Here is a 22328-nt window from a genome sequence, read left to right as displayed (position 1 = left end):
TATCGGGAATGGGCGCAAATGATCGCGCCAAGCTGATGGACAGCTTGAAGGCCAACCGGCGCTCCGCACGCGGACGGGCTTCTTCGACCCCCGCCACAGTGGCAGCGCCCAAGCGCAAGGTCTACGACTTCAAGGAATTGCCCCAGGTCAAGCAGTTGCAGATGCACCGCGCTGCCGCAGACATGATGGGCATCGAAAACCCGTTCTTCCGACCGCATGACGGACTGGCGGCAGGGACGAGCGTGATCGACGGCCGCGACTACGACAATTTTGCGTCCTATAACTATCTGGGCCTGAACGGGCATCCGCAGATCAATGCGGCGGCGAAAGCCTTCGTGGATCAATATGGGACCAGCGTGTCCGCAAGCCGGATCGTTGCCGGCGAACGTCCGTTTCACGCCGAGCTGGAAGCAGCCCTGGCCCGCATTCACGGCGTGGAGTCGTCCATTGTGATGGTCTCCGGTCACGCGACCAACGTGACCAGCATTGGGCATCTGATGCACAAGGGTGACCTGGTGCTGACGGACGCCTTCGTGCACAACTCGATCGCCGAAGGTGTCAGGTTGTCAGGCGCCACCCGGATGAACTTCCCGCATGACGATCTGGATGCTCTTGAAAAGATGCTGGCCGACCACCGGCACAAGTTCGACAAGGTGCTCATCGTGGTCGAGGGATTGTACTCCATGGATGGAGACTTCCCCGACCTGAAACGGATCGTGAAGCTCAAGCAGTCCTACGATGCCTGGCTGATGGTGGACGAAGCGCATTCGATTGGCGTGCTCGGAAAGACCGGTCGGGGGATCTCCGAACATTTTGGCGTTGACCCCCAGGAAGTCGAGATCTGGATGGGGACGCTCAGCAAGACCTTTTCCTCCTGCGGTGGCTACATCGCCGGTTCCAAGGTGCTGTGCGATTACCTGAAAGTTTCCGCGCCCGGGTTCGTGTTTTCCGTTGGCCTGTCCGCCGCCCTTGCCGGAGCGGCCATTGCATCCGCCGAGTTGCTTGAAAAGGAACCTGAGCGAGTTCAGCGGCTACAAGAAAACGGAGCCCTGTTCCTGAAACTGGCCAAGGCTGCCGGATTGAACACCGGACCGAGTGCAGGATATGCAGTGGTGCCGGTCATCGTCGGGGATTCCGCCGGTGCCGCAATGCTTTCCAACCGTTTGCTCGCAAAGGGAATCAACGCACTGCCGATCATTTTCCCGGCTGTTCCGGAAAAATCGGCGCGGATCCGGTTCTTCATCACCAGCGATCACACCGAAGAGCAGATCAAGCGGGCCGTCGAGACCACGGCCACCGAACTGGATGCGATGCGCGAAGACGGGTCCGCAGTAGACAGGTTGATCAAGGCCGCGAGATAATCAGGGTACCCAGATCGTCTGGGTATCGAGATTGTCCGGGTATCCGGATGCCGCGCACCACGGGAGCCGGGCTATGACTTGCCCGGCTCTTTCCTGTTCTGATCCCGATATCTCGGATCCTGTTCAATCTCGACGTCGAAACCGCCCATGAACAGGTCGCCGAGACGCGTCGGCAGAAGATTCTGCAGGCGGATGCCAAGTGCCAGCAGGAACGGAAAAGCGTAAAACGCTTTCCGTCTGGCGATTGCCCTGTGCATCAGCACCGCGGCCTGATCCGCGGGCATTTCGAAAGGCTTGGCTCCCTTGTGCCGGGCGGACATGGGCGACGTCACGAACCCCGGACAGATGATCGTCACGGAAACACCAAAGGGCTTCAACCAGCCGCGCAGGGAATGTCCATAAGCGATCAGGGCCGCCTTGGTCGCGCTGTAGGACGGCATGTCCGGCAGGGCCCGCATGCCTGCCAGGGAAGAGACCAGCACGACCTGCCCGCACCCGCGCTTCTGCATCCCGTCGATCACGCCCGTCACGGTGTTGACGACGCCCCGGTAGTTTACGTCAATCTGGCGGTCGCTGTCCTCGTCCGGTTCCCGGGTGCGATTCGGACCGAGACCTGCCGTTACCCCCGCATTGGCGATGACCAGATCCACCGGCTTGCGCGCGTCCAGATCCCCGAGATAGGCATGGAGCGCATCCCGGTCGCGAATGTCGATCGCTTTTGCCTCGCCGTCACTCCCTGTTGACTTCAGCTCTGCAAGCAGTGGCAACAATCGTGTCTCGTCACGTGCGATGAGGGCAAAATAAGTCCCCGCCCCCGAGAATTCGCGGGCCAGCGCCTCCCCTATGCCGCCGCTGGCTCCCGTCAGGACGATGACCCTGTCATGCTCGTTTGTCATTGCCGTTATCCTCGTTTGTGTCACAGCCCAAGCTTGCGCCCGAACCAGGAGGCATGCCGTTTCAAGGCCGTCGCAACCAGATGCTTGCGATCCGTCCGCTGCGCCGCCAGTCTCGAGACCAGAAACTCCGGAGAACACGGCAGCAGCGTCACCGGATCGATGGTGGCGGCATATTTCACCAGCGCGAGAAAAACCAGTTCCGGCAACGTCCGCTGCCGGCCTCTGCCCTCGATCGGGGTAAGATCCTCGCAAAGTCCCCAGCCGGCGTAAAACGGGGCTCCATGCACGGCGACCTTCCTGCCTCTGAGCAGGGCTTCGAAACCCGACAGGGATGAAAAGGTCTCGACACCATCGACGGCTTCGATGAGGTCGATGATATTGGCATCCGCTGCGACGTGATCGGCGTATTCCAGCGCTTCCGACTGGGACACCTTGCCTTTGCGCAGGCCTGTCTCGACATCGGGATGCGGCTTGAAGACCAGATAGGCGCCGGGATTGCGCTCCCGCGCCAGTCGCAGCAGGTCCAGATTGACATTCGGCGTGTTGGCGCAATCGATGGTCCGCGAGAGCGACTTTCGGATCGCGGCGTCATCTGCAACCTGTCCCGGCACAAGGATCTTCGTGGCACCGGAGGGAAAATCGTACCGGCGCGCCTTGCCGAAATTGTATTTCGAAACACGGGTCCGGCTGATGAGATCCACAAGGGTGACGCCGCGCTGCCGTTCTGCCTCCGTGAGATCGTGATCGTTGAGAAGCTTTTCCAGGCGGCTCGGTCGGGACGGATCATAGTAGATGCCCAGATCGTCGACGGCGAGCATGGCGCCGCGTGCGAGGCCTGCACCGAGCCCGACGGACCGCAGGAACCCGTCCTCGATCCGCAGGAGTGGAACTTCCCTGGCCGTGCATTCCGCCTCGAAGGCCGGATCGGTTCGGCCCGCCCAGGAAAGGATGCGCCCGCCATCTTCGCTAGCGGCTTCAATCGCCCCGGCCTGGATTTCGTGAAACCGGACGCCCCCGCCCGTCCCGGTGAAGGTTGCCTCGATCGACGGATGGTTCCAGTACTGGGCGCCGTAACAATGGGACGGCTGCGCATTGGATTGCCATTGATCCTGCATCGTCGCGAAAATGCCGGCTGCTTCCGCCGGTGAAACAGGGGTGCCCGTGTAAGGCGAGAACCAGACGGTTCGCCAGGTCAGGACGTGGTTGACAAACTCCGTCTCGGACAGACCGGCAGACGCGCAGGCCGTCGCCGCGCCGGTCCAGAACGGATGATCCGGCAGCTTCGCCGCCTTCCCGGACAGATACTCTTCAAGGCAGCGTCCATCCTGGCCGAGCGTCGCGGTTTCGCCCGCCGATTGGCAGGAGAGATCACGAGATCTCCAGAAGCCGCAAAAATCGAACGCGGACGGCTGTTGTTGTTTCAAGATGGCATCGACAAGCACCGCGGCCGCCTCGTCCGGAGACTGACCGGCCCCGAGAGGCAGCAGCAAGAGGCTCGCGGGAACGCGGTTCGCCTCTGCCGGTGTCGGCCCCTGGAGCACCAGGAGCGGGATCGTTCCTGACCGGTTCGATCGCGCCTGGGCGCGAAACAGGCTGTTCTCTCCGGCTGCCAGGTAGAGGTGCCCGGGAGGTGGTGGGGGCAGCGAACCGGCGTCGACCGCGGCGACCAGACGTGCCCGGTGAGGCTTGAGCGCTGGATCGGCAAGCCGCAGTTTTCCGGACCTGCGACGGTCCCGGGTGCTCATAACGGCACTCCGAGCTTGCGCGCCTTTTCAAGCCGCGGCGGAGGATCCACATAGGCACCGAACGGGTTGAGCGCCCGCGCTGCGACCCTTGCAGCAATGTTCCTCGCGGCAACGCGGACCCCGTCGCTGTTGTGGATCGATCCCCTGACCTGAGTTGTCAGGGCCAGCGCGTTGACATAGGCGTTCAGCAGATCCGCATCCGGCTGGTGCGGCGCATGCCAGAACCCGGCCAGATCGCCCTGGTGCGTCAGGCCTTCAATGTCGTAATGCGCGGGGACCAGGGTCTTGACCGGCAGTCCGGCCTGCAAGGCCTCGAGTCCGGCCGTCGAGTTGAGCGTAACCACGCCGGCAGCTTCGCTGAAGGGAGCTGCCAGGCCTCCGCCGTCCAGGTAGTGAACTCTGCCGTTCAGTCCGTATTTCGCTGTCAGCTCTTCGACGACAGCCGCCCAGTTCTCGAAACCGACGTCGAGCGGATGGCTCTTCAGCACAATGTGCGTCTCTGCGGGGGCTGCCTCGGCAAGAGATCCGAACACGCTTTCCAGAACCTGCGCAAAGCTGTCGTAGGGCGAATGACTGCGCAGTTGAAAGTCTCCTTCCAGTTGCAGCGGCAGTACAAAATACCGTGTGCCCGCCGCCTGCAGGTGATGGATGTCCTGCTCAGCCTGCGTGGTGCGCGCCTTTTCCCCGAACAACCGGACAGCGCCGCGCGCATATTCCGAGATCGGAGGATAAATCGTATGCCGCTCATAGGCGGGATAAAGGGGGGCCAGAAACACATTGAGCAGATTGTAGACAACATCCGGGGCGGTTTGCAGCCAGAATGAAGACGGAAACATCCGGCTCAGGTCCACCGGCCCCGCGCTGTCCGAGATCCCCCGGATGGCATCGGGATCATCCGGAAAATGACTGAGGGTCGACAGACCGTTGCGCTCCAGCGTCATCCAGCCTGGTCTCAGGGCACCGAGCTCCGTAACCGCGACGTGGATGCCCTTCTCCCGGGCCTTTGCAACGGCGGCCCGGTGATAGATCCGCTGGTCTCCATGGAGCACAAGATCGGTGATCCCGTTGCAGGACAGAAAGCTTTCGATGAACTCGGGCCAGTCGGACGGGGTCCCCTTGAAACTGCTGCAGCCGGTCCCGTGCCAGTGCAGCCAGTCGCCCGCACAGAAATTGATCCGGAAGACCGACATGCCTTCGGACCTGAGGTGCTCACCAATCAGTCTGAACAAGGGGGACAACGGTCCCTGGAGAAACAGGACACGCCGCCCGGACGGCACTCTCGTTTCTGCCTGCAGCCCGCTCTCAGCCACGCCAGGCATAGGTCCACCGTTCCGTTTTGCCGCGCGTTGCGATCTGCTCCGCAAATGTTGTCGCGATCCCGCGCTCGAGTGCCTTTTCCAGGCGCGGCGGCCGATCGCAATGCGCCTGAGGCTGGTTGACGCGACCGCTCATGATACGCTCGGCGATCAGGGCCGCGGCAGCCTCCCGGCCTTCCTTCGTATAGAAACACCCCTTGACCTGGATCGAGGCAGCCAGCAGACGTTCCAGGGCATCCAGAAGATCCGTGTCGGGCGCCGACCCGTCGCGCCAGAAATCATCCAGCGACTTCTGGCAGGTCAGGCCGGCTATGTCGTAGAGCGCGATGCCCAGCACCTTGGTCGGGCATCCGGCGCGCAGGGAATACAGGCCGGTGGTGCTGTTGATGGTCAGGGAACCGGCGGCGTGGGTCAGAAGTTGATTGAGATTTCCGCCGTCGACCAGCACAACGCGCTTCTTGACGCCGTGTTTTCTGGCGAGCGTGCGCAGGATCCGCGACCAGGGTTCGATGCCGTTGTCGAGCGGATGGACCTTGAAAACCAGCCGGGCCGCGCCCGGAGCATTGCGGGCAAAGGACTGAATGACCTCTTCGGCCGCATCCGCGATATGGTCATATTGAGAATTGAAGCGCAGCTGGTAGTCGCTCTGCAGCTGCAACGGAAACACGTAGTATGGAAGATCCGTCGAGATGATGTCGTCGATCAGGTGGTTGGCTTGCCGGTTGCGGCGCCTGGCCATCGCAAATCGCGGAATGTTGCTCAGATAGTCGATCACCGGGTGATACAGCTTGTCGCGAAAAAATCCGGGATAGGCCAGAGAGAAAATCACGTTGGCCATGTTCCAGCTGACTTCGTTCACGGCTTCATTGATGAACGGGTACCTGTACCGCGGCTGCCGGTCGATCTCCGGCAGCGCGCTTCCGACCGTGCGGATCACGTCCGGATCCTCCGGAAAACGCGAATGAGCGGACATGCCGCAGTGCTCCAGCGTGATCCAGTCGGGCCGAAGATAGCCGTTTTCATATGTCAGGCAGGTGATACCGAGTTCCGCGCCCACTTCGGCGGCGGCCACATGGTAGGGAACTCGGTCCGCATAATAAACGATATGCGTGACCTGTTTTTCAATGCAATAGGCCCGGAGCCAGGCCGGCCAGTCCGTCAGGCGCTTCCGGTACGAGACGCATCGGCTGTCATGCCAGCCAAGCCAGTCCCCGGCGCATAAATTGACGCGCAGGGTCGTTGCACCGGCTTGTTCCAGACTGTCCGCGATCGTGCGTGCAAATACACCGGGCGGGCCTTGCAGAAAAAGCACCACCAAGGAGCTGACTGAACTCATACCAAATTGCCAATCTGCTGGCCTGGGTGCCCCGGCCGACCTCGGCCGCGGCATATTTCGGTCCGACCCTTACCGGTTAATCGGTAATTCTGGCAACATTCGAGTAGTTGCTGATCAGCGGCGCGATGATTTGCAGGAACTTTCCGAGTTCCGCGGTCGGGTGATTTGAAACGTACAAGATGTCCTTGTCCCGCATCTCGAAATGCTGCGCCAGGAAGAAGCCCTTTGGATCGCGGAGCCCCACCTTGTAGACAAGCGGGACGGTCCCGGATCCGGGGATCTTTTCGGCCAGCGCGGGGTTCAAGCGGCGGACCAGGGCCGCGTCTTCGAAGCGGAACAGGAACACGCCATTTGCATCGGCGCGTTCGTCACGCAATCCACCGACCGTCGCGAGCGCTTCGGCCATGGTGACCGTCTTGGTCCGGAAAGGAACCAGCTGGTTGGCCTTGACGGCACCGAAGGCGGAAAAGGTCCGCGGCCGATGCGACAGGAGAATATTGTCATTCGGCGAGATCAGGACATTGTTTTCCGGATAGTCGAACAGGTCTTCCAGACGCGTCGTGCCGGCGCGTTTGCCGCGCTTGAGCGTCACGACCGTCTCGTAGGTCGCTTCGCGCGCGCCACCGGCCTGGGCGACCAGATCCAGAAGCCGCGTATTGCGCAGTGGAAGCGGGTAAACACCGGGTTTGGCGACGTCGCCGACCACAACCGCAGTGGAACTCAGCTTGTCCATCAGGGAAATCAGGACCTGCGGTTCCACGGCCTTGCCGACCAGTTTTTTCTGAACCGACTGCCGCAAGCCCTCGATGCTCAGACCGGCCGCACGGATACGCCCGGCATAGGGCACGAATATGTAGCCGTTTTCGTCCACAACGGACGGGATCTTGCTGGAACCACTTTCACCGCTGGAAAACAGGCCGTCGGGAGACGCTTCCCAGATCGTCACGGTCAGCGTGTCCCCCACACCGAGGAGCGTGGGCGACCCGCCGCTGCCGACGCCGCGGAACTGATTGGCAAACGCCAGAGGCCGGTAAGCCCTGATCATGTCGATGTTGTCCGGTCCAACCGTTACGACCGTATAGTCGCCCGACTGGGCACTGGCTTCGACATCCTGGGACGTAATATTGATGGCAGCGGGTCCATCACCCGGTAGAGCTGCGCATCCAAACAATGTCCCAGCAACCGCCAATATTAACAAAATCCGCATCAGAACCCGTTCCACCCTTATCGCTGCCAGTCTGGTAGCACCCTCACACCGGGATGTCCAAGACGCTTCGGTGCTATCCCCCGGAGAAACATCCAGGCTGTGACTTTGCTGTAACACTAGACCGCTTTTCCTAGTGAATTGATTAATTTCCCATTTATCGCCTTTTGCCCGCCGTGGACTCAGCCCTATTTAACGGCCTGCGCCTGCTTTCCGTCGCATGAATTCCGGGGATTTCGATGACAGACAAAGAGCTGACCGACACCGAAGATTTTATTAAAACACTCTCGTCAGATTTAACAGGCTGGCTTGTGGGGTCAGCGCTCCCCCTGTGGGCCTCTCACGGCGTCGACCCCGAGACCGGCGCGTGTTTCGAAGCCATCAACCTCGAAACCGTTAGCGGAACCGGTTCAACCTGCCGGGCGCGCGTGGTTCCAAGGCAGATCTACTCCTTCCTTGAAGGGACACGGCTCGGGTGGACGGGTCCCGGAGCGGTGATCGCGACCGCCCTGTTTGACTGGTACCTCGACACCTATCTTCTGGACGACGGCTTCTATGCCGCTTCGGCGGACAGGGTTGACCAGGTGACCGACACGACATTCGATCTCTACAATCAGGCCTTTTCGCTGTTCGGGTTCGCCCAGGTGGCGGCGGCTCTTCCCGGGCGCAGAGACATCGCGGCCAAACACGCGACCGATCTTCTGAACAGGCTGCGCGACACCCTTCGCCACAGCGAGGCCGGGTTCCGGGAGGCGGTTCCCGACCGGCTGCCGTTGCGGTCAAATCCGCACATGCACCTGTTCGAGGCGTGCCTTGCCTGGGAAGGCGTCAGCGATGATCCGGTATGGCGCGATCTCGCCGACGAGATCGCCGAGCTGGCGCTGACGCGTTTCATCGACCCGGTGTCCGGCGGACTGCGGGAGTATTTCGGTCCGGACTGGGCATCGTTTAACGGCGACGAAGGCCGGACAATGGAGCCTGGGCACCAGTTCGAATGGGCCTGGCTGCTGGCGGGATGGGGCCGGTCCCGCGGCGATGCCGGCGCGCTCATCGCCGCGCGGCGGCTCTATGACATTGCCTGGACCTATGGCATCGACGAGAGCCGCGGCGTAGCCTTCATGGGACTCAATTCCGACTTCACCGTTCGGGACCCGCTTGCCCGGCTGTGGGGACAGACCGAATGGATCAAGGCCGCAATCGCCCTGGCACAGGTCTCCACTGGTCCCGAGCGGGCGGCCTACCTGTCCGATCTGACCGAGGCCGTCGGCGCCCTGCGGGTTTTCCTGGACAGCGCTCCCGAGGGGCTGTGGCAGGACAAGCTTTCACCCGACGGATCGTTCGTGTCCGAACCCGCCCCTGCCAGCTCGCTTTATCACATCGTGTGCGCCATCGCGGAACTGAACGCGTTCGCCAGCAGCCTTTAGAGCGCCGCGCCATGCTGACGGGAAATGGCGAAACCAGAGCAGGAAAAGACGTATTCGGTCTTTTTCAATCACGGACGGCACTCTATAGCTGAGCCCGAACAAACCGATACGACGCAAGCAATCAGCGAGGCCGAATGTCCCAGGCGCAAATCATCGACGGCAAAGCCATCGCCGGATCTGTCAGGCAGGAAATCACCGACCGGGCAGCCAGACTGCTTGAAACCAGCGGGACACGTCCGGGTCTGGCCGTCGTCCTGGTGGGCGCGGACCCGGCCAGTGAGGTCTATGTACGCAACAAGGACAGGGCCGCGGAAGCCTGCGGATTTCATTCCCTGAAACACACGCTGCCGGCCGATACGGACGAAGCGGACGTGCTTGCGCTTGTCGAAACCCTGAACAACGACCCGGACATTCACGGCATTCTGGTGCAGCTCCCGCTTCCGGCCCATATCGACGAGAGCAAGGTCCTGAGGCTGATCCGCCCGGAAAAGGATGTCGACGGGTTCCACCCGGTCAATGTCGGCCTGCTGACATCGGGAGACCGGAAGAACGCGCTTGTTCCGTGTACGCCGGCGGGCAGCCTCGTGCTGCTGAAACGCACGCTTGGCGACACGCTCTCCGGCCTGAACGCCGTGGTGGTCGGCCGCTCGAACATTGTCGGCAAGCCGATGGCAAGCCTGTTGCTGCAGGAAAGCTGCACGGTCACGATCGCGCACAGCCGTACGCGGGACCTGCCGGCCGTCGTGCGTGCGGCGGACATCGTGGTCGCCGCCGTGGGGCGCCCGGAAATGGTCAGGGGCGACTGGATAAAGCCCGGCGCAACGGTGATCGATGTCGGCATCAACCGCACCCCCGCGCCGGAACTCGGCGATGGCAAAACCCGGCTCGTCGGCGATGTTGCCTTCAAGGAGGCTGCCGCGCATGCGGGCGCGATCACACCGGTTCCCGGCGGTGTCGGCCCGATGACCATCGCCATGCTGATGGTCAACACCCTCACGGCCGCGCGCCGGCTGAACAACCTTCCCGATGAGGAAGCTCTTTTCTAGAACAACCGGCAGCACCAGGGCACCCGGCCGCCTTGGCGCTTGCGCTTCTCCGGGTGCCATGATCTATCGTGTTGTGATTACCTTAACCATGGCGTCCTAGGCTTGTGAGCTTAGGGGCTGCAGATGCAGTGGGCCGGATCGTGTCAGCATATCCCGTGACCGGTCGGCCCGGCCAATCCGTCAGGCGGCAGTAAGTGAAGGGTCTACCGTCCTGCAAGTCCGGTGCGTCAGCCGGCACGCGAGCAATCGCATTTACCTCGCTGTCTGCCTCTCGGGAGACGGGCGCGTTTTGGCGTGCGCGCAAGCCACTGATGGCCGGCATGGCGTCCGTCTTTCTGACCACGACCGCGCTGTCCGCGAACGCCTTCGAGATTTTTGGCAAGACATTTTTCGAATCCTCGAAGGACCAGGCCGATGCGGTTCCCGATCCCGTTGCCTATGAAACGGAGCTGTCTGTCTCGACCGGTTCGAAGGAACTCACAGACGAACTCTCCGCCGCCTCCTTGCTTGTTCAGCAGCAGGCCAAACCGCCTTCCGGCGAGCCAGGGCTCATCGCGCGGGCGCTGTCCGACAGGGAACGCCTGATTGCGAAACTCTACGGGGATGGCCGCTATGGCGGCACCGTTGAGATCAAGCTGGCCGGCGTTCCTCTGGAGACGGCACTCGAACAGAGCAATCTGCCGGACAAGCGACCGGTCAAGGTCATGATCCTGGTTCATCCGGGTCCCGTGTTCACGTTCGGCAATGTGTCCGTGTCGACACGCGAGGGTGACCTGTCGTCCGACCCGTCTTTCTGGGGACTGGCCAGCGGCGACACGGCCGCCTCCGGGAAAATCCTGTCTGCCGAAAAGCGCATGGTGAGTGTGTTGCGTGGCCGTGGATATCCGAAAGCCAGAATTGCCGAGCGCCGCATCACGGCCGATCATGCCACAAAGACGCTCGACGTCGCCCTTGTTGCGTCCTCAGGGCCCAAGGCCCGCTTCGGGCCGGTTGCCGTGAACGGCACAGAAATCACGGATCCTGACTTCGTCGTCCAGCAGGCCATGCTGCCCGAAGGCGGCGTCTATTCTCCGGGTGATCTTGCCCGCGCCCGCAAGCGGCTGAATGACCTGGGCATCTTTTCTTCCATCCGGCTCGTTGAAGGCGATATCGCCGGGCCGGACGGAACCATGCCCGTCACGATCGAGGTCAGCGAGCGCAAGCGTCACGTGATCGGCGCCGGCGCCTCCTGGTCAAGCACCGAAGGGTTCGGGGTTGAGGCCTATTGGCGCCGCCGCAACCTGTTCGGACGCGGCGAGCTCCTGTCCATCGAGGGGTCCGTCGGCCGGATCGGCAATGCAAGTCTTGAAGACCAGGAATACTCCGCCCGGATCGCCTTCGAGAAGCCTGGCGTGTTCGGTCCCCTGACCAGCTTTTCCACCAGTCTGGAGGCGCGGCAGGAAAACCCGGACGCCTACAAAAGCCGGACGATCACTTACGACGCCTATCTCAATCGGGAATTTACGGAACAGTTCAAGGGACGTGCCGGAGCGGAGGTCTTTTACGCCGACGAGGAAGATGCCTTCGGCGAAGACGAGTACCTGCTCATCGGACTTCCCGCCGACCTGACCTTCGACAATCGGGACGACAAGCTCAATCCGTCGAAAGGCGTTTTCGCCGCGCTGTTCGCGGAGCCCGCCTACGACACGCTGAATTCAAACGGCATGGGCTTTGTCAAGGGAACCGTGTCCAGCTATGTGGCGCTGGATGACTCCAAGCGCTTCATCCTGGCCGGCAAGGTATCCGCCGGTTCCATCCTCGCGCCTTCGGTCGAGGCGGTTCCGGCCAGCCGGCGGCTGATCGCCGGCGGCGGCGGTTCGATCCGCGGCTATGCCTATCGCAATGTCGGCCCGCGTGTGAACGGTGAAGTGACCGGCGGAAGGTCGCTGATCGAACTGTCGGGTGAAGTGCGCGTCAAGGTGACGGACACCATTGGAATTGTCGGATTTGTGGATGCGGGCAACGCCTATGAAGACAGCGTGCCTGATTTTTCCGAAAGCCTGAAGGTGGGCGTCGGCGCCGGTCTGCGCTACTTTACCCCCATAGGCCCGCTTCGCATCGACGCAGCGGTGCCGCTTGATCCGGGACAGGACGACCCGGATTTCGCCCTTTATGTCGGTTTGAGCCAGGCTTTCTGACGCACATGCGTTTTATCAATCTCACCTTGCGGATCTTCGGATTCCTGATCGCCCTCGCGGTCGCCTTGCCTGTGCTGCTGATCGCCGTGCTGCAGGTTCCCTCGGGACGTGCCATGATATCGGGCATGGTCAGCTCGCTGGTCTCCACACCGGATCGGCAGATTGCCCTGGACGGCCTTTATGTCGGCTTCGGATTGAACGCAGCCGTCAGCCGTGTCGAAATAGCCGACCGGACAGGCGTCTGGCTGACGGCGGAAGACATTGAAGCCGTCTGGCGCCCGGCACGCCTGATGTCAGGCGACATCGACGTTACGTCCATTTCCGCCGGCCAGATCGACCTGCAGAGAGTGCCCGCGCCGCAACCGGACGCCGACACCGCGTCTCAGCAGGACGCCGGCGACACCGACAGCTTGCCCCTGCCCTTCGACGTGAGAGTGCAACAACTGACCCTTGAGGAGATCAATCTCGGCGAAGCCCTTCTTGGCGCGCCGATTTCCCTGACCGCGTCCGGCTCGGGTTCCTTTGCTCTGGACCCGGCCTTGATCAGTGCGGATCTGGATGTCGGACGAATCGACGGTGTCGAGGCCGGGCTTTCGGCGAAAGCGCAATTTCAGCCGGCTGCGGAAGAACTGATGTTCGACATCGACATCTCCGAACCGCGCGGCGGACTGGCCGCCCGGTTGCTGGAGGTGCCGGACCTGCCAGCTCTCGAACTCACCTTGAAAGGAGACGGCCCGTTGACGGACTGGGCCGCCGAACTGTCACTCGCGCTCGACGGGCGGACCACGGTGACCGGATCGGCGCAGATCAGGGAGACCGCTTCCGGGCGCCATCTGACGTTCGACCTGGATGGCGATCTCGCCACTCTGGCACCGCCGGCGGCACAGGCATTTGTGCTCGGAACCACCAATGCCTCCGGCTCGGCGCAGTTCTCGCACGATTTCGAGCCAAACTCGGCGGATGTGTCGCTCAGGACCCGAACGGTGTCACTGGACGCGCGCGCGGACCTCGCGGACAACGCCGCGAACGTCAGCGCCGACTTGTCCGTCAGCGCCGGTGACGGGGCACTGATCGGCCTGGATATCGGAGAGAGGCGGATTGCCTTCGGAACGCTTGACAGCAAGATCTCGGTCTCGGGCAAGCAGGACGCCGCGGACTGGAGCGCGCGTGTCGATCTGGCGTCGTTTCAGACGAGGGAGCTGCGCACGGAAGCCGTCCGTCTGACCGTGTCCGGCAAGGACGCCGACGTGTCGCCTTCAGCAATGACCTCACCTTTCGCCCTGAAGCTCGACATTGGCCATCTGGAGGGCCTGGTGCCGGAAACTGCGGCCCTGACCGGCCCGGTGGCGCTGGAGGGCAACGGCGATCTCGATGCGACCTCGGAAAACCTGCACTTCCGGGAACTTGCCCTGACGAGCGAAGCGGTGAACCTGACCCTCACCGAGTCGACACTGTCACCGGCGCGGGTCGACGGACAGGGCCGCATTGCGGTGAGCGACCTGGCGAAATTTTCTGTTCTGGCCGGACGCGATCTGGGCGGCAGCGTCACTGGGACCCTATCGGCCGACCTGAACCCGGAAGATCTGAGCGGATCCATGACCGCGGCTTTGATCACCCGGGATCTGGCGACCGGCAGTGCGCAGGCTGACGCACTCCTGACAGGTGAAACCCGCGTCGATGCCACGGTGGCCCTCGCGGGGCCCAATGACATCTCGCTGACCAGCCTCGCCCTCGACAACGAACAGCTGACGGTCAAGGGCAATGGCCGATATCGGGATGAGGGTCTGACCTCCGATCTGACGGCACAACTCCAGGATCTCGCGAAGGTCGATCCGCGACTGTCCGGAAGCCTCGCTCTTGAGGCCAGCACCGCCGGACCATTGTCCGCGCTGGTGGTGAAGGCCGAAGCCGCGTCGAAGCAAATCCTTCTTGCCGGTACGCCGCTCGACAATCTTGAGCTGTCGGTGCAAGCCACGGCGGACCTTGCCGCGCCCACGGCCAGAATTGAAGGCACTGCCGCATTGAACGGCCAGCCGCTTGCTGTCGATGTGGAACTGACCAGCAAGGATGGCGGCGCTGAGATCAATCCTCTTTCGGTCCGGCTGGCCGGCAACAGCGTTTCGGGTACGCTTGCCTTTACAGATCTTGAGAATCCCGTCGAGACACTGATGGGCAATCTGAAGATCGATGCGCCCGACCTTGGCTCGCTCTCCCCGCTTCTGTTGACCGAGATAAGCGGACGCATCGAAGGCACGGCCTCGGCCGATCCGGACAACAAGCGCCTGGCGCTCGACATTACCGGCGCCGATATCAACCTGCCGTCCCTCAGCGTCGGCGGCCTCAAACTCAAGGCGGATCTGACAGCTCCCTATGCACCCGAAAGCGTCTCCGCCGATGTTGAAATCACCGACCTTCTGACAGATGCGACACCGATCCACAGCGTCACCCTTCAGGCCAGGCCCGACAATGGCGGCACCTCGATAGACGGGGAAATGCAACTGGATGGCGACGGCAAGGACGGTTTGTCTCTGAAGGCTCAAGTCAGCGAGCCTGAAAGCGGCAGCTATCTTGTGAACCTGGCGGAACTGGCCATGCGCTACCAGGGCGTGTCCAGCCGGTTGATCGACCCGACAACAATTTCCTACGCGCAAGGTGTCGCCACCATTGAACCGCTGGAGCTGCAATTCGGGGACGGGTCGCTCGCGCTCGCCGGAAAGGCCGGCGAGACGCTCGACCTGACCGCCGAACTGAAATCGGTACCGCTCAACCTGGCCAATGCCTTCGTGCCTTCACTCGGGCTCGGCGGCACGCTCAGCGGCAAGGCTTCCGCCACGGGCAGTGCCTCCGATCCGCAAGCAGACTGGACCATTACCGGATCGGACCTGACGGCAGCCGAGTTGCGAAACAACGGGCTTGCCGCGCTCGGACTGTCGTCATCGGGCACCTTGAGGAACAACCAGATTTCCCAGACCACCGGGATCAGCGATCCCAATGGCCTGAACCTGTCGTCCACCGGCACTGTCGGTCTGGATCAGCCCAACGCCCTGTCGCTGACCCTGAGCGGTACGGTGCCCGCTGCCGTCCTCCGCCGGCCCCTGCTGAACGCCGGAATCCGGGCTGACGGCGCGGTTGCGCTCGACGGCACTGTCGGCGGCACGGCAACATCACCTGTCTACGAGATCACGGCGACACCTGACGGGCTGAAGGTCACCAGCCTGTCAACGGGTCTCACGGTGCAGAACATCCGGGGGACGGCAACCGTTGATCAGAACCAGGCATCAATCAACGGCATCACCGGCGACCTGGCCACGGGCGGCTCTCTGGCCGCGTCCGGAACCGTCGGCGTGACGGGCGATTTCCCTGCAAACCTTGCCCTCAAGCTCGACAAGGGCCGCTACATCGATCCCGGACTGGTGAGCGCCGAAGTCGATGCCGATCTGAAAGTGTCGGGCCCATTGGCCTCCACGTCTTCAGCCGCGCTGATCGACGGAAAGATCACGATCAACAAGGCGGATGTCTCCATACCGGAATATCTGCCGGGCGCGATCCCGCCGGTCGACGTGCACCACGTCAACGCCTCGGCGGCCATCCGCCAGCAGGTTGCGGAGCTCGGCGGTGAGAGTGGCCGGGCGCAGACCCAGCAAAAGTCGGTTCCGCCGCGGCTGGACATACTGCTCTCGGCACCCGGCCAGATCTTCGTCCGAGGACGCGGTCTTGACGCCGAACTTCAGGGAAATCTGAAAATTGTCGGAACGACGGCCTCCCCTCAGGCGATCGGTGCCTTCAGCCTCAGGCGCGGCCAACTGGATATCCTGACGCGCCGGCTCGTGTTCTCTCGCGGCAACGCCACCTTCGAAGGGTCGCTGACGCCCATCCTGGATTTCGCGGCCACGACATCGGTCGGCGACACGACCATCACCGTGACGGTGAGCGGTGAGGCGGACGATCCCCAGATTGCGTTCTCGTCCTCTCCGGACCTGCCCCAGGACGAAGTGCTCGCCCTGCTGCTGTTCGGCAAGAATGTCGGCAATCTGTCGGCGACACAGGTGGCGCGGCTGGCCGCGGCCATTGCCACGCTGACCGGCGGCAGCGACAGTGGACCACTGGCCTCGATCCGAAAATCTCTCGGCCTCGATGCGATCGATATCAATACGGAAGGCGACGACGGGCCTTCGGTCGCGGTCGGAAAATACATCAACGACAATATCTATGTCGGTGTGGAACAGGGCACCGGCTCGGGATCCAGCCGGGTCAAGGTCGATATCGACCTTGATCGCGGCCTGAAAGTGCGCGGCGAAGTCGGCGCGGACGGTTCCTCGAAAGCCGGCATCTTCTTTGAGCGCGAATACTGATTTCGGCGTAGAACGCAGGCCGTCTCGCGTGCGGCAGTGTCGCTCCTGATGACACCGACCTCGTATTTTTGACAGGCACCGCGCTGGAACGCGGCCTGCCCGGGCCCTATTGCGACAAATTCCGCTCGGGCTGTTGCGGTCTCCTTGCGTGCCATGCGAATGTGCGGCCCATGACCAAATCCTACACAAGAAACACTCCGTCTCACCCGGAGACGACCGTTTATCTGGCGGCGGAGACAGCCGAAGATGACGGGGGGGAATTGATGTCCACGAGCAGCAGCGACTACACTCTCGGCGAGCGGATCTGCAAGGCGCGGGACGCCTCCGGCCTGTCAACTGCACAGCTTGCGCGCCGCCTCGGTATCAAGACCTCAACGCTTCAAAGCTGGGAAAGCGACCGCTCCGAACCCCGGTCGAACAAGCTGGTTCTGCTGGCCGGCATTCTCAATGTGAGCCCGACCTGGCTGCTCGTCGGTCGCGGAACGCCGCCGGCTTCGGATCTGCCGGCGGTGTCGGATCTCGACAGCATGCGTGTCGCTCTGGACCGTGTGCAGCGCCAGGCCCAGGCGCTCGCGGACGAAATCGCGACCTTGCAGGAGCGCCTTGACGGAGCGTGATGCTTCCGGCCTCCGCGCTGTCTGCTCATGGCCCACGTATCTCCCGATTGACGAGGCTGCCGCTTCCGGCGGCGGCCCGCCGGGGCGCGGTGGGCAGTTCCGGATGAATGGAGACGGAACAATCACGCTCTGCCAGGGCGAAAAGCCCTTGTCAGAGCGTTCCCGCCGTCCTTATCACTATCAGACCAGTCCCTCCCTCGGTGCGGGCGCATCCACGGTACAGGAAACTCCTCATGTCAGTGAATCCCTCGTTGTTGCAGCAAAAGGTGTTTATCGGCGGCGTCTGGCAGGATGCCGACAGCGGCCAGACGATCGGCGTCACCAATCCGGCCACCGGTGAAACCATCGGAACGGTTCCCTATTGCGGCCGCCCGGAAACGGCCCGAGCGATTGCGGCGGCTGAGACTGCGTTTGCCGGCTGGAAGGCACTCACCGCCGAGGCGCGCGCGAACCACATGCATGCCCTGTGCGACGCCATCATGGACCACCTGGACGACCTTGCCGTGCTCCTGACCACGGAAATGGGTAAACCGGTGGCGGAAGCGAAAGGGGAAATTTCGCTCGGCGTGAAATACATCCGTTTCTTTGCAGAAGAAGGAAAGCGGATTTACGGCGACACCATCCCCTCCCCCTGGGCCGACCGCCGCATTCTGGTGACCAAGGAACCTGTCGGCGTTGCCGGTTCGATCACGCCCTGGAACTTTCCCAATTCCATGATCGCCCGCAAACTCGGCGCCGCCCTCGCCTCCGGATGCACCATGGTGATGAAGCCCGCCGAATTCACGCCGTTTTCGGCTCTTGTCTACGGAGTGATGGCCGAAAAATCCGGCCTTCCCGCCGGCGTCATCAACATCATCACCGGCGATGCTCCCGCAATCGGCGAGGAGATGTGCGAAAATCCGGCGCTGCGCAAACTCACCTTCACCGGGTCGACACGCGTCGGCAAGCTGCTGGCCGCGAATGCCGGCAGGAACATGAAGAAGATCTCGATGGAACTGGGCGGAAACGCTCCTTTCATCGTGTTTGACGATGCCGATCTTGATCGCGCCGTTGACGGCGCCATTGCCAGCAAATTCCGCAATTCCGGCCAGACCTGTGTCTGCGCCAACCGGTTCTACGTCCAGGCCGGGGTCTATGATGCCTTCGCCGACAAGCTGAAAGCGGCGATGGCCGATCAGCTCAAGGTCGGCAGCGGACTGGAGACCGGTGTGACCCAGGGGCCGTTGATCAACGAAGCCGCGGTCGACAAGGTTGCCGATCACGTCAAGGACGCCCTGTCCAAGGGGGGCGAGCTGGTCTCCGGCGGCGCACGTCCGCAGGGTCCGGGAACCTTTTACGAACCAACCCTGATCAAGGGCGCGACCGCGGAAATGAAAGTTGCTCACGAGGAGACATTCGGCCCGCTCGCAGCCCTGTTCAGGTTCGAAACCGAGGATGAGGCGGTCCGGCTCGCCAATGACACCGAGTACGGCCTTGCCTGTTATTTTTATACGCAGGACCTTGGACGGACGTACCGTGTCATGGAACGGCTGCAATACGGTCTTGTCGGCGTCAACGAAGGCGTCATCACCACCGAAGTCGCGCCGTTCGGCGGCGTCAAGGACAGCGGCCTGGGCAACGAAGGGTCCAAATACGGCCTGGACGACTATCTCAACGTCAAATACAGCTGCATCGGCGGCCTCGGACTGTAAGACGGAAAATCAGAAAAGCACTGACCCGGCTTCGAACCTTTAAACCGGCGGCCAAACAAAGCCGCCGGAGGGATCGGCACCGGTCCGTCCTCTGCAGTGTCAGGCAGCATTCGCGAGATGCGCCGACAGGCTCGATGCGCTCATGGGGCGACCGAACAGATAGCCCTGGCCTATCTGGCATCCGAGTTGCCTGAGCTTGTCTGCCTGTTCGGCAGTCTCGATGCCTTCCACGACGACCGACATGTCGTATCCGTTCGCCAGGTGCAGCACCGCCTCGATGACGGTGATATCCTGTCTGTTGGATATCGACTGGCGGACGAAGGACTTGTCGAGTTTGATCTTGGAAAAGGAGTATTTCGGGATGTAGCCGAGCGATGAATAGCCGGTTCCGAAATCGTCAAGCGAGAAGCTGCAACCGAGAGCCTTCAGTTCCTGCATGCGGAATTCCAGATCCAGATCGTCGTCGATGAACAGCGATTCTGTTATTTCAAGGTCCAGACGCGCAGAGGGAAATCCGGTTCGCTCAAATGCCTCCTTCACGGTCGCGACCAGGTTGCCCCGGCTGAACTGAACCGCGGAAATATTGACGGACAGTCTGAGCGGAGACGGCCAGGAAAGCGCTTCCTTCATCCCCCGGTTCAATGCCCATGCGCCCAGTTCGACGATATAGCCGTTTTCTTCCGCAATCGGCACGAACTCCATGGGCGATATCGGACCGAGCTCGCGATGGTGCCACCTCATCAGGGCTTCCGCGCCGATAACAGAATTGTCGGACAAATCCACCAGGGGTTGATAGGCCAGGTGGATCTCGTCACGGCCGATTGCCTTGAAGAGTTCGGTCTCAAGCAGACGCCTGCGTTGCAGTTGCTCATCAAGTTCGGGCCGGAATGCCAGCGTTTGTGACTGGCTGTCACGGCGAACCCGCGCAAGGGCATTGCCGGACTTTCTCAGAAGATCCTCCGCCGACGCGGGATTGTCGGTAACGACGAAACCGAAGTTCAACTGCACCGAGATCCGGGCGCCCTCGATATTGTAGTCTTCTGCGACAACCTGTTTCACCGTTTCGATCACGCCGAATTCCAGGTCGGGTTGCCAGTCCAGCACACACGCGAAGACGTCTGCCGAGATCGCGGCCCAATGTGCCTTTTGTGCAGGATGATTTTTCAGGCGGACCGCAATTGCGTGCCGGAGCTGGTCACCATAGGAAAATCCCAAGGACGCAATGATCTGATCGAGATTGACGATCGCGAACTGTATTACGCACAAATCCTGACCGGTTGCCTGCGCAGACACGATAACCTGCTCGAGTTTTTCCTCAAAGCCATTGCGGTTTTCCAATCCGGTGACGGCATCGTACCGGGCAAGGTAGGACAGGCGTTCGACAGATTCGCGTTCAAGGGTCACATCCCTGCAGGTGAGGCAGGCGACTGCTTGCGTCCTGACCTTTTTCGAACGTGCAGAATTCGCGATTGTCCGTTCTGACCGGGTGACGACATACTCGATAAACCGGCGTTTGCCGTCAATTTGCGCTGCCTCGATGATACTGGGAACCGGCTTTCCCGCCGGCGGTGCGGCCAGCACCGCAAGCGCTTCCTCCACAAGTTCGGCAGGGAGAACCTGCCGGGCATTTCTGCCGACAAGATCGTCGCATTGAAACAGGGTCCTGGCCGTCTGGTTCGCAGCCGAAACCAGACCGCCGGATTTGACGACAATGATCCCGTCGAAGCTGTCATCGAACACGAGACCCAGCATGCGCTCGCTGTTTCGCTGTCGAATGGTCGCGATATGCGACAGGAGCTTGTGGAGACCGAGTTCCCTGAACACGACGCTGGCCGCAGCCATCAGCAGTACGAAATGGGCGCTCGCTGTCGGCACAATCACCGGGAAAGACTTCTGCAGGGAAATGGCGACAAGTTCCAGCGCGACTGCGCACAACGCAAGAATTGCAGTCTTGACGGCCCAGCCTTCGACATTGGTCAGAAGAAGAAGAAGAACGAAAACCGCGAGCGCCGCGGTGAACGCAATCCATTCTCCGCCTTTTTCCAGAGCCCGTCCCTGTAACAGGGTTTCAGCCCCCAGCGCCTGAATCATGCTGCCCGGAAGGATTTCATGTACCGGCACCGGAAACAGGTCCCGGAGTTCCTGCGCGCTCGCTCCCACGATCACTTTCTTTTCGAAGAAAACGCCAGGTGGTGTCTTGCCCTGCAAAACGTCGACCAGGGAAATGCGCTCCAGCCGGCTGACGGCAATGCTGTAGTCGAGCCAGAATGCGCCGGCGGTGCTGCCCGTATGTTCTCCCAGCAAGGCTGCCGCGGACAACTCGGCCGTGCCGTCAATCTCGAACCCGTAGAGATTGCGCCAGATTCGACTGTCCTTTTCCATGGGCACCATGACCACGACCGGCCATGTGACGTTCATGAGTTCGTCGATCGGCTGATTGGTCACTTCCCCGGTTTCGAAGCCGGCCGTGGCCGATTGACGAAAAACCGCAAGACTGACAGTGCCGGCGCGTTCGAATGCCTCCGCCAGAAGGGCATCGTTCTCCGGATTGGAGATGGCGCTGAAGTCCACGTCAAAGACGATGTCGCGGGCGCCGGCTGCGGAGAGCTTGTCCGTCAGGTCCGCAAAAAGCCTGCGGGGCAGCGGCCAGACGCCAAGTTGCTCCAGGCTCCTTGCGTCAATTTCGACAAGCACGATTTCGCCGGTTACCGGCCGTTCATCGGCCAGAAACCGGGCTTCGAGAAGAAACCTGTCCAACGCGGCGCCGAAGCCGGCAAAACGCACCATTGCCGTGGCCGCAATCACGATGACTACGATCAGGACTGCGTTCAGGACACGTCTCACCTGTGCTCCCCGCAACACCTACACACCCTCTGCCCGATTTGAGTATTGAACAGCACCGTTCAGAACGTCCCCTCAGTTCGCCGGCGGCACGCTCTGGCCGTCATCACTCGCCGCCGTTGCCGTTGCCACCGGAATTGCCGTTGCCATTGCCGCCGGAATTGCCATTGCCGTTGCCGCCGGAATTGCCATTGCCATTGCCACCGGAATTGCCGTTGCCGTTGCCCCCGGAATTGCCATTGCCATTGCCGCCGGAATTGCCATTGCCATTGCCACCGGAATTGCCGTTGCCGTTGCCCCCGGAATTGCCATTGCCATTGCC

Annotated in this window: 14 protein-coding genes; 7 read left to right on the top strand and 7 right to left on the bottom strand. The window is 61.9% G+C overall.

Features of this window, described 5'->3' with window-relative positions; genetic code table 11:
* Window positions 1-8: 8 nt before the first annotated feature.
* Window positions 9-1361 carry an aminotransferase class I/II-fold pyridoxal phosphate-dependent enzyme gene (locus WNZ15_RS25535; protein ID WP_342895873.1) on the top strand — a complete coding sequence of 451 codons (1353 nt, stop codon included), beginning with the start codon at window positions 9-11 and terminating at the stop codon, window positions 1359-1361.
* Between the two features lie 71 nt (window positions 1362-1432).
* On the opposite strand, the gene WNZ15_RS25530 is transcribed toward WNZ15_RS25535, so the two are convergent.
* From WNZ15_RS25530 to WNZ15_RS25510, 5 genes are all read right to left on the bottom strand, one after another.
* Complete coding sequence (locus WNZ15_RS25530; protein WP_342895872.1) at window positions 1433-2257, bottom strand: SDR family NAD(P)-dependent oxidoreductase; 825 nt, start codon at window positions 2255-2257, stop codon at window positions 1433-1435.
* 20 nt (window positions 2258-2277) lie between these two features.
* On the bottom strand, window positions 2278-4002 hold the full coding sequence (locus tag WNZ15_RS25525; protein WP_342895871.1) for a hypothetical protein: 1725 nt from the start codon (window positions 4000-4002) through the stop codon (window positions 2278-2280).
* Window positions 3999-5231, bottom strand: a complete 1233-nt coding sequence (locus WNZ15_RS25520) for a capsular biosynthesis protein (protein WP_342895870.1) — start codon at window positions 5229-5231, stop codon at window positions 3999-4001. The genes WNZ15_RS25525 and WNZ15_RS25520 overlap by 4 nt, the downstream gene beginning before the upstream one ends.
* A gap of 73 nt (window positions 5232-5304) precedes the next feature.
* Entirely contained in the window at window positions 5305-6654 is a 1350-nt protein-coding gene (locus tag WNZ15_RS25515) for a capsular biosynthesis protein (RefSeq protein WP_342895869.1), read from the bottom strand.
* A 76-nt stretch (window positions 6655-6730) separates the two neighbouring features.
* Complete coding sequence (locus WNZ15_RS25510; RefSeq protein ID WP_342895868.1) at window positions 6731-7825, bottom strand: polysaccharide biosynthesis/export family protein; 1095 nt, start codon at window positions 7823-7825, stop codon at window positions 6731-6733.
* A gap of 272 nt (window positions 7826-8097) precedes the next feature.
* On the opposite strand from WNZ15_RS25510, the gene WNZ15_RS25505 reads away from it, so the two are divergent.
* The 6 genes from WNZ15_RS25505 (at window position 8098) to WNZ15_RS25480 (ending at window position 19165) form a co-directional block, all read left to right on the top strand.
* Window positions 8098-9282: an AGE family epimerase/isomerase gene (locus WNZ15_RS25505; protein ID WP_342895867.1), complete on the top strand. Its 1185-nt coding sequence runs from the start codon at window positions 8098-8100 to the stop codon at window positions 9280-9282.
* 134 nt (window positions 9283-9416) lie between these two features.
* Window positions 9417-10328 carry a bifunctional methylenetetrahydrofolate dehydrogenase/methenyltetrahydrofolate cyclohydrolase FolD gene (folD, locus tag WNZ15_RS25500; RefSeq protein ID WP_342895866.1) on the top strand — a complete coding sequence of 304 codons (912 nt, stop codon included), beginning with the start codon at window positions 9417-9419 and terminating at the stop codon, window positions 10326-10328.
* Between the two features lie 320 nt (window positions 10329-10648).
* Window positions 10649-12505 carry an autotransporter assembly complex family protein gene (locus tag WNZ15_RS25495; protein WP_342895865.1) on the top strand — a complete coding sequence of 619 codons (1857 nt, stop codon included), beginning with the start codon at window positions 10649-10651 and terminating at the stop codon, window positions 12503-12505.
* 5 nt (window positions 12506-12510) lie between these two features.
* On the top strand, window positions 12511-16857 hold the full coding sequence (locus WNZ15_RS25490; protein WP_342895864.1) for a translocation/assembly module TamB domain-containing protein: 4347 nt from the start codon (window positions 12511-12513) through the stop codon (window positions 16855-16857).
* Between the two features lie 263 nt (window positions 16858-17120).
* A complete protein-coding gene (locus tag WNZ15_RS25485; protein ID WP_342895863.1) occupies window positions 17121-17474 on the top strand; it encodes a helix-turn-helix domain-containing protein in 354 nt (117 codons plus the stop codon).
* 233 nt (window positions 17475-17707) lie between these two features.
* Window positions 17708-19165 carry an NAD-dependent succinate-semialdehyde dehydrogenase gene (locus tag WNZ15_RS25480; RefSeq protein ID WP_342895862.1) on the top strand — a complete coding sequence of 486 codons (1458 nt, stop codon included), beginning with the start codon at window positions 17708-17710 and terminating at the stop codon, window positions 19163-19165.
* Window positions 19166-19264: 99 nt separating this feature from the next.
* Here WNZ15_RS25480 and WNZ15_RS25475 read toward each other — a convergent pair whose 3' ends face one another.
* Both WNZ15_RS25475 and WNZ15_RS25470 read right to left on the bottom strand, forming a co-directional pair.
* A complete protein-coding gene (locus tag WNZ15_RS25475) occupies window positions 19265-22009 on the bottom strand; it encodes an EAL domain-containing protein (protein ID WP_342895861.1) in 2745 nt (914 codons plus the stop codon).
* Between the two features lie 103 nt (window positions 22010-22112).
* Window positions 22113-22328 (bottom strand): hypothetical protein (locus WNZ15_RS25470; RefSeq protein WP_342895860.1); only part of this gene is annotated, 216 nt, incomplete at its 5' end.

The sequence above is a fragment of the Roseibium sp. AS2 genome (assembly GCF_038900065.1).
Taxonomy (GTDB): Bacteria; Pseudomonadota; Alphaproteobacteria; order Rhizobiales; family Stappiaceae; genus Roseibium.
The sequence above is the reverse complement of the archived record's forward strand: the minus strand, read 5'-3'. Positions and strand labels throughout refer to the sequence as shown.